The 13,964-nt window shown below is 53.3% G+C and carries 11 protein-coding genes and 1 pseudogene; 6 read left to right on the forward strand and 6 right to left on the reverse strand.

Annotation, left to right across the window (positions count from 1 at the left end; genetic code table 11):
* Positions 1-332 precede the first annotated feature (332 nt).
* Positions 333-764 (reverse strand): DUF3127 domain-containing protein, encoded by a 432-nt coding sequence (locus EPD59_RS09085; protein ID WP_133272501.1) that lies wholly within the window; start codon positions 762-764, stop codon positions 333-335.
* A gap of 199 nt (positions 765-963) precedes the next feature.
* Here EPD59_RS09085 and EPD59_RS09090 point away from each other — a divergent pair, with 199 nt between their 5' ends.
* Entirely contained in the window at positions 964-1,911 is a 948-nt protein-coding gene (locus tag EPD59_RS09090) for an isoaspartyl peptidase/L-asparaginase family protein (protein WP_133272502.1), read from the forward strand.
* A gap of 124 nt (positions 1,912-2,035) precedes the next feature.
* Here EPD59_RS09090 and EPD59_RS09095 read toward each other — a convergent pair whose 3' ends face one another.
* Together EPD59_RS09095 and EPD59_RS09100 are read right to left on the reverse strand one after the other, a co-directional pair.
* Positions 2,036-2,947 carry a cyanophycinase gene (locus EPD59_RS09095; RefSeq protein WP_133272503.1) on the reverse strand — a complete coding sequence of 304 codons (912 nt, stop codon included), beginning with the start codon at positions 2,945-2,947 and terminating at the stop codon, positions 2,036-2,038.
* Positions 2,948-3,120: 173 nt separating this feature from the next.
* Entirely contained in the window at positions 3,121-4,935 is a 1,815-nt protein-coding gene (locus tag EPD59_RS09100; RefSeq protein WP_133272504.1) for a M1 family metallopeptidase, read from the reverse strand.
* A gap of 279 nt (positions 4,936-5,214) precedes the next feature.
* On the opposite strand from EPD59_RS09100, the gene EPD59_RS09105 reads away from it, so the two are divergent.
* The 3 genes from EPD59_RS09105 (at position 5,215) to EPD59_RS09115 (ending at position 9,003) form a co-directional block, all read left to right on the forward strand.
* A complete protein-coding gene (locus EPD59_RS09105) occupies positions 5,215-6,972 on the forward strand; it encodes a L,D-transpeptidase family protein (protein ID WP_133272505.1) in 1,758 nt (585 codons plus the stop codon).
* 363 nt (positions 6,973-7,335) lie between these two features.
* Complete coding sequence (locus tag EPD59_RS09110; RefSeq protein WP_133272506.1) at positions 7,336-7,992, forward strand: helix-turn-helix domain-containing protein; 657 nt, start codon at positions 7,336-7,338, stop codon at positions 7,990-7,992.
* A gap of 831 nt (positions 7,993-8,823) precedes the next feature.
* Positions 8,824-9,003: a hypothetical protein gene (locus EPD59_RS09115; protein WP_133272507.1), complete on the forward strand. Its 180-nt coding sequence runs from the start codon at positions 8,824-8,826 to the stop codon at positions 9,001-9,003.
* A 149-nt stretch (positions 9,004-9,152) separates the two neighbouring features.
* Here the strand turns inward: EPD59_RS09115 and EPD59_RS09120 are convergent, their stop codons facing one another.
* Together EPD59_RS09120 and EPD59_RS09125 are read right to left on the reverse strand one after the other, a co-directional pair.
* Entirely contained in the window at positions 9,153-9,656 is a 504-nt protein-coding gene (locus tag EPD59_RS09120) for a hypothetical protein (RefSeq protein ID WP_133272508.1), read from the reverse strand.
* A gap of 133 nt (positions 9,657-9,789) precedes the next feature.
* Positions 9,790-11,201, reverse strand: a pseudogene (locus EPD59_RS09125) (DEAD/DEAH box helicase).
* Positions 11,202-11,415: 214 nt separating this feature from the next.
* On the opposite strand from EPD59_RS09125, the gene EPD59_RS09130 reads away from it, so the two are divergent.
* A complete protein-coding gene (locus tag EPD59_RS09130) occupies positions 11,416-11,763 on the forward strand; it encodes an NUDIX domain-containing protein (protein ID WP_133272509.1) in 348 nt (115 codons plus the stop codon).
* Between the two features lie 177 nt (positions 11,764-11,940).
* Here the strand turns inward: EPD59_RS09130 and EPD59_RS09135 are convergent, their stop codons facing one another.
* Positions 11,941-12,513 (reverse strand): hypothetical protein, encoded by a 573-nt coding sequence (locus tag EPD59_RS09135; protein ID WP_133272510.1) that lies wholly within the window; start codon positions 12,511-12,513, stop codon positions 11,941-11,943.
* A 359-nt stretch (positions 12,514-12,872) separates the two neighbouring features.
* On the opposite strand from EPD59_RS09135, the gene EPD59_RS09140 reads away from it, so the two are divergent.
* Positions 12,873-13,871 carry a glycosyltransferase family protein gene (locus tag EPD59_RS09140; RefSeq protein ID WP_133272511.1) on the forward strand — a complete coding sequence of 333 codons (999 nt, stop codon included), beginning with the start codon at positions 12,873-12,875 and terminating at the stop codon, positions 13,869-13,871.
* Positions 13,872-13,964: the final 93 nt, after the last annotated feature.

Raw genomic sequence — 13,964 nt, forward strand, 5'->3', positions numbered from 1 at the left:
GAGATAACGTACGCTTTAGAAGGGCAGACGTTAAGGAATGGGCAGTGGTTCGGCAGTAAACGGCTTGTTAAGGCTAAAAAGTGCCTTTGATCAGAAAGGAATATAGTAAGTAGTGAAAGCGAAAAAGAACGTCATGCAGAGCAGAGCGAAGCATCTCGCGTGCTGACACAGGGTTACTAATCAGAAGACCGTACGCGAGATGCTCTGCGGTACTCTGCACAACCCAAGACCATCAGCTAAAACAAAATCTAGGTAAAAAAGCCCCCAACTGAAAAAAACAATGCCGCCCTTGGTAGAAGGCGGCATTGAGAGATTTTAGCAAAGCGGAACGCTTAGAAAGGAAGATCGTTGTCGTCGTCGCCGGCGATAGGGGCGGCGGGCTGAGCACGAAGGTTCGGATTTTGGTTCTGAGCGGGAGCTGCAGCGCGGGGAGCCGCTTGCTGCTGATTGCCATAGTTGCCGCCAGCAGCGGGAGCACCGCCACCAGCACCGGCTTCGATGCGCCAAGCTTCTAGGTTGGTGAAGTACAGCATCTGACCGTTTTTGTTGAAGCCGCGGCCACGCAGATTAAACGTCACTTTTACCTCGTCGCCGATTTTGAAAGGATCTATTAGGGCTGTCTTGTCCTGCACCAATTGGAACTTGATATGCTCGGGGTACTGGCCCTCCTGAACTTCCAGCACGAACTCGCGCTTGCGGAATTTTTCACTCACCTGCTGTTCGTCGAAAATCTCGTGCAGGCGGCCGGTAGCGTCGTAAGCCATAAAAAAGGAATAGTTGAAATGATGAAAATGGGAAGTCAAACGTACGAAAAAAAACCCGTTTCGGTTAAAAAAACGGGTCGAACTCCGGCCCGTAAGATGCGTACTTATTAGTACCAAAACAACCTGAAACTGGTTCCAGGAGCCAGTAATGCTTTGCCTTAATGTTGCGCTTTCAGGCGCCTCCACCCATTTTCTTCTTATGGAATCTACCTTTGCACTGGCCATTCACGGCGGAGCCGGCACCATCTCCCGCGACCAAATGACACCCGAAAAAGAGCAGGCTTATCATGCCGCGCTCCGGCAGGTGCTCGAAGTGGGCCACGAGGTGCTGCGCCAGGGCGGCGCTGCTCTCGATGCAGTAGAAGCGGCTGTGCGCGTGCTCGAAGATTCGCCATTATTTAATGCCGGCCGGGGAGCCGTGTTCACCCATGATGGGCGCCACGAGATGGATGCCGCTATCATGGACGGGCGCGACCGAAGCGCGGGAGCCGTGGCGGGCGTGCGCAATCTGCAAAACCCGATCAGCGCCGCGCGCATGATTATGGAAAAGTCGGACCACGTGTTGCTGGCCTGGCCGGGGGCGGAGGAGTTTGCCCGCGAGCATAACCTGCCCACCCAGCCCGACGAGTACTTTTTTACCCAGCACCGCCACGACCAGTTGCAGGAAGCATTGGAGTCGGGAGGAATTCATCTGGACCACAGCGAGTCAAAAAAAGCCCCCCAGAAAAAAATGGGAACTGTGGGTGCCGTTGCCCGTGACCGGCATGGCAACCTAGCGGCCGCCACCAGCACCGGCGGCATGACCAACAAGCGCTACTCCCGCATCGGCGACTCACCCATTATTGGGGCCGGTACTTTTGCGGATAATACAACCTGCGCTATTTCCTGCACGGGCTCGGGCGAATATTTTATGCGCGCCGTGGCCGCCTACGATGTAGCCTGCCTCATGGAATACCGCGGCCTAAGCTTAGCCGAAGCCTGCCGCATTGTAGTGCATGATAAGCTGGCGCCGGTAGGTGGCGAAGGTGGCTTGATTGCGGTGGATGGCGCCGGCAATCTAGCGCTGCCCTTCAATTCGAGTGGCATGTACCGTGGCACCTTTACTTCAGAAAGCCCGCTTTTCACCGCCATTTATGAGGACAAATAGCTGAGCTTTGGCTGCGACATATATATAAGGAGTAGCGCTCCCAGCGCGGACATCCGGCTTTCTTCACAAAAAAGGCCGCTCTTTCTTGAAAGAGCGGCCTTTTTGTGAAGAAACAGAAGGGTTTTTATAAAGCCTGTGCCTCGGGCTTGGGTGAAGCTACGGGGGGCAAAATATCTTTGCTCGGATAGAACTTGCGCTCCTTGATATTATAAATATTGCCTTTCACCATCACATGCAGCACCATGTTTTCGATGGACAGGGCCGCGCCCTTCTTCGCCAGGCTGGCGTTATTGTGCTCCAAATTGTGTCCATCCATAATTACAACCAAGTTGGAGCCGATGGTTTCAATCAGATTGCCTTCTGTGATAAGTATGCCGGTGTCCTCACCCAACCCGATGCCAATTAGCTTGGGGTATAGGGCTACACACTCAATGAGCCGGCCGAAACGGCCGCGTTTCACGAAGTGCGAGTCGATCATAACTTTCGGCATTAAGCCCAGGCCAGCGCCAATTTTGACGGCACCCTTCATCAGAGCATCGGGCACGCTGCCCCCCCGAATCATAACCTTCGACATCGCCATGGCCCCGGCGCTGGTGCCAGCAATGATAAAATTGGCGTGGTGGTGATAGCGCTCCGTCAGAACCCGCAGAAACTCAGTATTACCGAACATTTCGGTAAGCCGGGATTGATTGCCTCCGCTAAACATGATAATGTCGGCCTCGCGTAGGCGGTCGAGGTGCTCGGGGCGGTCCGTATCCTCGGGCACCCGAATATCGAATACCCCCACGTTGAGGCAGTTGAGCATAGCAAAAGACGCCACATAAATGCGTGCTACCTCTTCCGGAATCATGGAAGCTGTGGTGATAACCTCAATACGCGGGTCGGCTTTTCCTGATTCGGTTACAATCCGTTTTAGAATACCCAACTCAAAGAAGTTGAGGTAATACTTCTTCTTGGTGCGCGGGTTGGGGTAAGTCCCTTTATCTTCATTGCCACCGATGGCAATCAGTTTACCGAGAGGTTTTAGATTTTCCAATACCAACATTCTAGACTAGTTCAACACAAAAAACAACAGAGCAGTCAGCTCAAATTCAAGCAAGCTTCGGGCCATGGCTGACCCAATGTAGCTCTATTAATAGGGCAGAGGGTTAGCCAATTAACAACTCAGCAGCTCAAACCTCTCACTTTGGACCTTTTTCTTAGCAGGATTTATGATGGGCGGCCCAGCAATGCATCAAAAGTACTGGTAGCAACGGCGTGATAAGTGGGCCGAGCGCGGGCGTAGATGGCTTGGGCACGGGCCTTCCCATCGGGGAGGGTGAGGAGCGCTTTATAAAGAGGCGTCAAAAACTTGCGACGGCCCACCCGCAACAAAAAGCGTTGGGTTGCTTCTTCGGCCGGCAGATGGCCGGCTGCTAAGGCAACCGGGAGCCAAGCAGCCAGAATCTCGGCATTGCCGGATTTGGTCAGCTGGAAGGCGGCATCTAATTCTGCAATTTGCCCCCCGGTTAAATCGGCGGGTAAGCCTTGTACAAAATGTACCCACTCATGCGTGCTCCACTCCGACACTACCAGGTCGGCAGCCGAAGTACCTCGTTGCCATTGGCGCCGCGCGGCATCAACGGCCGCGAAGCGCTCCGAGGTGACGGCTGGGGCCACGCTCGGTATGCCAGGTCCATTTATCCAGGCATTCAACTGCAGCTTTTCTTCAAGGCCGGGCTCCCGATCCAGCAGTTCGTTGCGGAGGTAGGCGACGAAGGAAGCCGTATCCATACTCTGAAAACTGTGCTGCGCGAAGTACTCCTTAATAAAGGCATCGAGGCGGGGGCGACCTATCAGGCTCTCTAGCGTGAGGAGTAGATAGTCGCCTTTTTCATATGCTATATCATTGAGGCCATCATCCGGGTCGCGGCCGGCAAGGTTGAGATAGAGGTGGGTATCGGGACTCTGGGGACCAATTTCCTCTATGGTATGAAGCAACGAGCTATTGCCTAATACCTGAAGCATGTCGGCGTAAGTGGGGCCATATAGCTTCTCCATAATCCGGCGCTCAAAATAGACCGTAAAGCCTTCATTCAGCCAGAAATCATTCCAGGTTGCATTTGTAACCAAGTTGCCCGACCACGAATGCGCAAGCTCGTGTGCTATTAAGCTGGTCAGACTACGATCCCCAGTGATAACAGTAGGTGTTACAAATGTTAATCTCGGGTTTTCCATTCCACCAAATGGAAAGCTGGGGGGCAAAACCAACAAATCGTATTGCTCCCAACGATAGGGACCATATAGGCCTTCAGCCGCAGCCACCATTTTTTCTAGGTCTCGGAATTCCGAGGCAGCTGCCGGCAAGGTGACAGGCTCGGCATAAATGCCAGTGCGAGCACTGATGGGCGCGTAGCTCAGGTCGCCTACGGCCAAGGCCATTAGGTAAGCGGGAATGGGCTGCGTCATGCGAAAGTGGTACTCGCCCTGCGGGTCTTTCGCCTGTGGATTCTCCGCGCTCATCAATGCCAGTAGATGGGTCGGCACTCGCACCCACGCATCATAGGTGAAGCGCACACCAGGCGAGTCCTGGCAGGGGAGCCAAGTGCGCGCCAGAATTGCCTGCGACTGAGTAAACAGAAATGGCTGCTCCCGACCCGCCGTTTGAGCAGGCGGCAGCCATTGCAAAGCGGCAGCTTCGGGCGAGGTCTGATATCGGATAGTGATGGCCGTAGTCGTCGGCATGATGGCTACGCGGAGCGCCTGCCCAAGCACCGCGTCGGGGGCTCCCAGTTCGTACGTGGTAGCAGCACCATCCGGGCCATCGAGCCATACAGACTCTATTTGAAGGTCGCGCGCATCCAGATAAATATCGGTGGCACCGCTGGGGTTGCTAAACTGCCAGGTAGCCTGACCCACGAGTATCTGCGCAGTAAAGTCTACGCTTAACTCAAGGGCCAGGTAATGAACCCGGGCTTCGGCAGGGCGGGCGTAGCTGTGAGGATCAGAGGTTGAGAAGGAGGTAGGAGCAGAGGAAGTAGGCATTGGCAGAATCCAAAAAATACGTTTTAATCTTTTCCTCAAAAATGAAGGCCAGAAAAGTAAAGGTAGCCAAAACCCTCACCGACGAGCCGAAAGGCAGTATACAAGTGTGGAAGCAAAACGTGTATATTGCCCCCGAGGCGTATTCTCAGCTCTGCGGAAACTTCGTGGGGCCGAATGCAGTAGAACGCCCAAGCCGCCAACAAGGACCTATCTTAGGTTCGATTTTGTTGAGGAGGTTGCTTGGTCTTGGCTGCGTTTCTGTCGCTTCTTTATTTACATATGAAATCTCTCCTTCGCTTTTCTTTTCTCTCCACCTTCATGGTTTGGCTGCTGGGCCTTACGGTGCTCGCCACGTCTTCCTCATGCAGCCAAGATCAGAAGGATCAGATTAAGGAGGCGCTCCCCGGTGCCCTTACCAAAGCAGGCGGCCCGCAGCCTAAGCTCGATAGCACTTACGTGATTCGACAGATGAGCGCCGAGCCCGCTTTCAAGGAGCATATCGAGTGGGGTAAAAAGTTTTACAAGGAGCGGGACTACCGCTTAGGGTGGTTCCGCAACCACGAGTTGGTGCCGCAGGCCAAAACAATGCTTGGGGTGCTTGAAAAAGCCGCCGACGAGGGTTTAGATCCTAAAGACTACAAAATCAAGGATTTTGATAAGCTCTTCGCTGATTTGGAGGCGGTGCAATCAGATTCGACCAAGCGCAATGCCTTGGAAAAGGAAATTGATGTGGCCTTATCAAGCACGTATTTCAACTGGGCCTCCGATTTTTATCGGGGAACGGTAAGTCCACGCGAAGTCAAGAACATTGATTGGCGGGTAAAGCGCAACAAGATCAAGCTGCACAAGGCCCTGATGACGATTCTTCAGGAGCGTGAGAGTACCTATCCTTACTACGAATTCGAGCCGCTGCACCCGGAATACAATGCTTTGAAAAAGGCGTTGGCTGACTACCGGGCGTTGCAGCGCAATGGTGGCTGGCCAACTATTCCGGCCGGCACTAAGCTAAAACCAGGAAGCTCATCGCCGGCCGTTGCGCAGTTGCGGCAGCGTCTGCTGGGGGGCAAATCTGAGCCCACGGCTACCCCAGTGCAGCCCGTAAATAACAACGGCCCTGCTGCCACATCAACCACAAACACGAGTCCGGCCGCAGTCTATGAAGGCGAGTTGGTGGAGGCTGTGAAGGCCTTTCAAACGCAAAATGGTCTCAAGCCCGACGGTGTGGTTGGAGGCGAAACCTTGCGTCTGCTCAACGTGCCGCTGGCCGATCGTATCGATCAGATCATGCTAAACATGGAGCGCTGGCGCTGGATTCCGAAGAGATTTGAGCCAGATTATTTACTGGTTAATATTCCCGATTACAAGCTCCACGTGATTGAGGACAACAAGGAAGTGTTCAATATGCGGGTGATCGTAGGCAAGGCGTTAAACGCCACACCGGTGTTCAGCGATAAGCTGGAATACGTGGTGTTGTCGCCCTACTGGAACGTGCCGATGAGCATCATCCAAAAAGAATTGGCTCCCAAACTGGCCAACGATCCGAGCTACTTGGACCACCTGGATATGGAAGTGGTGAAGGGATACGGCGCCAAAGCGGTGCCCGTAGATCCAAGCTCTATTGACTGGACGAACGTAAACGAGAAGACATTTAAGTACACGCTACGCCGTCGTCCGGGTCCCAAAAACGACTTGGGTGAGGTCAAATTTATCTTCCCTAACTCCGACGATATCTACCTCCACGATACGCCCAACGACGAGCTGTTTAACCAAACCAAGCGCGGCTTCAGTCACGGTTGTGTGCGGGTAGAGGAGCCCATTAAGCTGGCCGAATACCTGCTCCGCAACAAGCCCGGCTGGAGCCGGGAAACCATTGTAGATACCATTCAGGCTCGCAGAGAGAAATACATAACACTGAATGAAAAGCTGCCCGTGTATCTGGTATACTTCACAGCATGGGTAGCCGAAGATGGAGGTGTTCATTTCCGCGACGACATCTACGGCCACGATAAGGTGCTAGCTCAGCAGTACTTCAACTAAGGATTATATCCTCGCCTGCATTCCTATCTGATGCGTTAGATAGGAATGCAGGCCAGCAAAAAGCCCCCACGAACACTAAGTCGTGGGGGCTTTTTGCTGGCCATACATTTCAAAATTTGCCCCCTCTTATCTAGTGCCAGATGCTAGAGAATAGGAGTTGAGAATATCAAACACAGGCTCCAATATTCGGGGAATGATAAATAAGTTTACAATTGACATTTGTGAACTGCTAAGACATAGTTTATTGATGTTAACATACGTAACGCGATGTGCATAGACAATTTATAAATGTAACTAGAGGTTTGATGCGTCCGCGATTCCTAGATACTCGTACATTTGTAAAGCATTAGTACAGCACATACCATGGTTGAGCGCATTCGGCAGATAATACAGACCCGACAGTTGAGCCCGACTCAATTTGCCGATGCGTTGGGATTGGCCCGGCCGATTATCAGCCATGTGCTTAGTGGGCGTAATAAGCCGAGCCTTGAGGTTGTTCAGAAAATAATTGCAGCCTTTCCAGACATATCACTGCCGTGGCTTCTGAGTGGACAAGGCCCCATGCTGGCTTCCGTAGCTTCTCAACCTGCTTCCGCAGTTCCAGCCGCCCCAGAAAGCGCCGTAACACAAGCAAGCCCAGGGACTACGGCTTCTAATCAGCGCCCTAAACGCACGGCAGCACGTGCCGTAGAAGCTACTGGAACCGCTGCTACGGCCACCCCGTCTGCGCCGGCGGTAGCAGCCGCAACTGCCCCGATGGCTCCAGTAAACGCCGCTACTGCAGCCGAAAGTCTGGAGGCACCTCGGCCAGCTCCGCCTGTCGTAGCTGCCCAGCCTACACTTCCTTCATCAGTGGCTGTTGCTGCTCCGCAAAATGCCCCCCAGGCCCCTACTGCCCCGGTGCCTGCTTCCCCCGATTTGTTGTCTGCTTTTGCGGAGCCGGGCAAAACGATTCGTCGTATCGTGATCTTTTATCATGATGGCACCTTTTCTGCATACCAGCCGGAAATGCCCAGTTAGGGTAATGCTGTTGCCTGCTTAAGCTAGTCAAACTACTTACCTAAGTCCTGTCGTATACGTATCTAAAAGCGCGAGAATTAGACGCTTTCGGATACGTATATCGCCCTGCTTTTTGGCTATAAAAGAAGCAACTATTCGAAATGCTGTATAACAGGTACGCAGCCTTTTATACCACCCGAAGTACAATCTAGCCAAACCTGTTTTTATGTGTTTTTTGGCAGCGCGCAAAAGGTGTTATATCTATAGGATATGCCTATTAATGATACCTGTAGTAATAAGGATAATTATAGTTGAAAACAGCAGTATGATATAGATATTGTTTTGTGAATATTAAATGTATATAGATCGAATAATCAGATGTTTAAACTGATTTGATCAAAGCAATGCTAGTAGCATATACGTGCTGTTTTAGGGGCTGTAGGTTTATTGCTTGATTGCAAAAGACAAGCTATGATTAATTGGTTGTCATTGCTGCTCTGCTTTTAAGAGATTACTAAGCCTTTTGACATGGTTAATTCATGTTAAAAGTGAAAGTAACAGAAGGGTTGTTGGGCGCTAAAGGCTTTAGTACTAGTCCTTAAATCTGCCCCAACTTTGCAAGCATAGTACAGCCACCTATCACGCTTGCCTGCATGGCTTTTTTGTTGGTCTTTGAATGGTGGAGCTTTAGGATTAGTTTTCAAATGTTATCTGGCGAAAGCGACTGAGTGAGTGCGTTGCTACGTCTCTTGGTAGACGGAATTGGTCATAATAACTTGTTGCGTTCCCAAAGCTGCTTTTTCGTTTAGCGCAGCAGTTGGGAGTTTTAACGGGGGTGCTTACCTTTGGACCATGAAAAAATTCCGTCTGCTTCTGCTGTTTGCTTTCTGCACCTCGCTCCTTACGACGACTTCCTGCTCAGTTCCTCCAAACGCGGAGGAAGATCCCAATGCTGATGCGGCCTACAAGCGTTCTCACCGTGCTGAGAATTATCGCAAAGCACAGAGCAGCGAACCTTCCATTCAGCAATAGCAATAATTGATTGAACGCAGGCACTCGACGTAGTGCCTCAATTAGTGAAGTAGAAAGACTCAGGATATAAAGTAGAAGCCCCACCCGACGTAAGTCAGGTGGGGCTTCTGTATGCCTAGGCAGTTTGCCTTCGAAAAGTAGTTTCGCTATCAGTTGACCAACTCCGTTGTCAGTTGCTCCGTGATTGGAACTGAAGTTGGTTGGGGGGCAAAATTGGGGAGGCTAATACTGGCTAGTAAAGAATTCTCCAGCAAGTCTGCCCAAGTGCGCAGATAAAGTACCACGTCGTCGCGCTGGTTGTGGCGAAGGGCGTTGCGGCGCTCAAAGGGAATAGCCGCCCGAATATCAGGGTCGGCGAGACGTTCGAGGTGCGTCAGGTCTTGACGGGAGAAGCCTAGCGCCAGCATCTCATCAATTGTTTGATCGATAGGCAGGCCGCTGGTGGGACAGTAGTCGATGAGTTGACGCTCCCAGTCGCCGTAGCGCTGCATGGCGCGGGCGTGAATCTCGGCTTTGGTAAGACGAGTAACAGTCTGGGCAAGATGGCCGCAGTTGCAACTACCCATGTGGCCCCATTGATAAGGAGCCTGAGTAGCGAGGCGCTGGGCCGTATCGCGCAGGGCCTGAATAACGGGAAGAGTGCTCTTAGCCATAAAATGGTTGATCGATTTGAGACAAATACTAAACGACTTCCGATGCTATAAGGCTAAAGAACACCGTTTTGTTTCACAAAAAAAGCGGAACCAACTTATCGTCGGCCCCGCTTTGGGTTAGGCTATTTAGGAGTTACCGGCCATTGCCATTGCTGCCGTAGCGACGACGATTTTGTCCCCCAGTGCTACCACCACTACTCGTGCGCTCGCCACCGGCGGGCCGGGGCGAAGAAGAGCGCGGGCCAGCGGCTGGGCGGCCTTGACCACCACGGCTAGTTGACTCAGCGCCCGCGCGGGCTGGACGAGCACCGCCGCCACCGTCGCGGCCAGGCCGCGCTGGGCGACCCGCTGGACCTTTCGGGCGCGGAATGGATTCGCGACCGTTTAGCAGCACCGGCGCAATGGCTGTAGACCGATATGGGTGCGTTGCTACGTCAATCTGCCGACGAATCAGCTTTTGAATATCCTGGAGGTAAGCGCGTTCTTCGTCTTCGCAGAAGGAAAGAGCGATACCGTTGGCTCCGGCGCGGCCTGTGCGACCGATGCGATGCACATAAGTCTCGGGCTCATTCGGGATTTCGTAGTTAATTACGTGCGTCAGCTCGTCTACGTCGATGCCGCGGGCGGCAATGTCGGTGGCGACTAGCACGCGGATGCTGCCAGCTTTGAAGTTAGATAAAGCCCGCTGCCGGTGATTTTGCGACTTATTACCGTGAATGGCTTCGGCGGCAATGTCGGCCTTCACCAACGTTTTTACCACTTTATCAGCGCCGTGCTTGGTGCGCGTAAACACGAGGACCCGCCGAATGTTTTTATCAGAGAGCAAATGCTCCAGCAAATCGGCTTTGTCGTGCTTATCGACCATGTACACGGCTTGCGAAACCGTATCGGCCGTGCTGGATACGGGCGTAACGGCCACTTTCACCGGGTTAGGCTTCAGAATCGTGCTGGCCAGCTCCTGAATGGGGCCGGGCATGGTAGCCGAGAAGAACAGGGTCTGGCGCGCGGTGGGCAGCTTAGGCAGCAGGCGCTTGATATCGTTGATAAAGCCCATGTCCAGCATGCGGTCGGCCTCATCAAGCACAAATACTTCCACGTGGCGCAGGTCAACAAATCCCTGGTTCATTAGGTCGAGCAAACGCCCAGGGGTAGCGATGAGAACTTCCACGCCGCGACGCAGCGCGTTGGTTTGGGGCAATTGGCCCACGCCCCGAAAATAACGGTATGACGTAGCGGCAAGTGGCGGCCGTAAGCAGCAAAGCTTTCGCCAATCTGGATGGCCAGCTCGCGGGTTGGCGTGAGCACTAGGCAGCGAATGCGCGAGTGCGAGACGTGCGCTACTTTGGCCGTCTGGGTTAGAATTTGAAGAATCGGAACGGTAAAGGCGGCGGTTTTGCCAGTGCCCGTTTGGGCAACGCCCAACAAATCATGACCTTCCAGCACCTGCGGAATGGCTTGCTGCTGAATAGGGGTGGGCGTAGTGTAACCTTCTTCGTGCAAGGCACGGAGGATAGGATCAATCAGATTGAGTTCGTCGAATGACATTGAAAAAGATAAAAGGAGCCACCCCTAACGAATACGGTAGGCGGCAGCCGACAAAAACGCGGCTTAGAACCGGTCGAAAAAGAGAAAAAAGCCCCCGGCGGTGCCGGGAGCGTAAGCGGATTGCGGCGGTTGAACGTATAACCAGAACCAGACGCCGCGCCTGGCTTAGTTATTTCCGATAAAATCCAACGTTTACACGCCAAGCTTACGACCTATGAACATAAAGGACCGGAAAATCCTCTATAAAGGCTTTTACAAACTTAGTCAACTCACGGTGCAGGATGGCTCCGAGGAGTACCAACGCATCCGGTTCGAGCCCGGTGAGGCCGTAGCGGCCTTGGTACTGGATACTAAGCGCCAACGCTATTTACTGGTCCGTCAGTTCCGAGTAGGAGCAGAAGCCGACGTATTAGAGATTCCGGCCGGCATGCTTGACAAGGAAGGTGAGAGTCCGGAAGAGGCGCTGCGTCGTGAGATAAAAGAAGAATTAGGGTACAAAGTTGATCATTTAGAATTAATCATCCAGATCTACCCCTCGCCGGGGCCAATGCGGAGCGCATAACGATCTATTATGCTGAGGTAAGCGAAAAAATAGCCCTCGGCGGCGGTGAGGCCGGCGAGGGCGAAAAGCTGAATGTGGAAGAGTTTAGCTGGGACGATCTGCTTCGGGAGCCCATCCAGGATGCTAAAACGCTGATAGCCGTGCAGTGGGCTAGGCTACGTAAGCCGAAGGAATGAATTAACCCTGTGGGTCTACCACGTATTCGAAGTTCTGCTGGAGCTTGGAATCGGTGATGATGACGGTGAGGGGCTGCGGAGTTTCAGTTTTAACAAATGGAATAGTCCGTTCGCTTTTGTAAAGGTCGCGGTTCCAGAAGCGGCCGGAGCCCGCCGCTGGAGTTTTATTAAACACTTCTTCTCCTGCTTTATTCTTGGCCGTGATGGTCAACAGGCTCGGGTCGGCGTTCTGGGCACCACGGCGATACATGGTTACCACTAAGTTGCCGCCGGCAGGCAAGCTATTAAAACGGCGTTGATACGTCGTGTCGGCCCAGTTATTCATTTTCCGCAGGGCATTAATTTCGGTCAGCAACTCCTCGTAGGGGCGGTAGGCGAGGCGCGTGGCGGTGCCGTTGGCTTCGGAGTCTTCGCCAGTGTTCTTGGTTACATTGGAGATATAAGCGCAGTCTTTATCCTTTTGAGGAAGCATGTAGCGCTGCTTGCGCTCCTCTTTTTCCTTATTCTTTTGGCTTTTTTGAGCTGTAGCAGCAAAAGAAGATACCAGGCAGCAGAGGAGGAGAAGTTTTTTCATGGAGATAGTAAAGGAATGAAAATAAGGCTGCGCGGTAGCGCAGTAAAAGTGGGAGAGTAGCCTGCGCAAAGTGGAAGCTTAGTGGGGCATCGGCGCCACAGCAAAAAGCGTGACAAACCCATAATACTTGCGTAATCTCGGCGTCATAGGCCGCCTCAATTTTTGCGGCGGATAAACCAACCTTGGCGTATGCCTGCTCCTGTGATAACAGCGCAGCCGCGTCCGTTTACACGGGTGTCCGCTGCCTGCAAGCTCCTTTTACACAGCCTGATTTACACTTAACCCGGATAAATGCCGAAATAGCACGGAGCTTGCTACCTCGTCTGTTACTTATCTATTTCACGTTTAATCCCTTTCTCTTGCCACGTATTCTCTACGCCATTCAAGGCACTGGCAACGGCCACCTGAGTCGGGCCCGCGATATTATTCCGCTGCTCCAAGAGCGCGCCTCCCACCTCGATGTGCTCGTGAGCGGTCCGCCCGCCGACCTGGCGTTGCCTTTTCCGGTGCAGTATCAGTTTCACGGGATGGGGTTCGTGTTTGGCAAAAGTGGCGGCATCAGCTTTACCAAAACCTTTGGACAAGTAAACGCTCCCGCGTTCGTGCGCGAAATGCGGCAGCTGCCCGTGGAGCAGTATGATCTGGTTATCAATGACTTTGAGCCCGTGTCGGCGTGGGCCTGCCGGCTGCGCCACGTGCCGTGCATCGCGCTGAGCCACCAGAGCGCGGTGCTCACCAAAAATGCCCCCCGGCCTAAGCGCCCCGACGTAGTAGGCCGCACGGTGCTGCGCCACTACGCCCCCGCTACGGCCCACTACGGCTTTCACTTTGAGCGCTACGATGCGGGCACGCACACGCCCGTTATCCGGGGGCAAGTACGTGCCTTAACACCCACCAACGAGGAGCACTACACAGTGTACCTGCCGGCCTACGACGAGGCAACGCTGGTGCAGCGCCTGCGCTACCTCAGTCGCACCACGCGCTGGGAAGTGTTCAGCAAGCATAGTCAGAAGGAGGCGGAGTATGGCAATGTGCGCGTACGCCCCGTGAGCGGCGCGGCCTTTACGGATAGCCTTGCCCGCAGCGCCGGCGTGCTGTGCGGGGCCGGCTTTGAGACGCCTGCTGAGGCTCTGTTCCTGGGTAAAAAACTGGCCGTGGTGCCCATGAAAAATCAGTATGAGCAGGCTTGCAACGCCGCTGCGCTGGCCAAAATGGGTGTGCCCGTAGTGAAAGGGCTCAAGGATAAGCACCTCGATAGCCTCGACCAATGGCTGCAGTTTGGCAAGCCCATCCCGGTAAACTACCCCGATGAAACCGCCGCCGTGCTGGACAAGCTGCTACGCGAGCACCTGAAGTAAGCGCTGGGGGGCAAAATGAAAGCTCGACGGCAAAGCCTAAATAAATTAACAAACTGATTATCAAAATAATAGTAGTTCACAAGCCTGCAAAAG

The organism is Hymenobacter radiodurans (assembly GCF_004355185.1).
Lineage (GTDB): Bacteria > Bacteroidota > Bacteroidia > Cytophagales > Hymenobacteraceae > Hymenobacter > Hymenobacter radiodurans.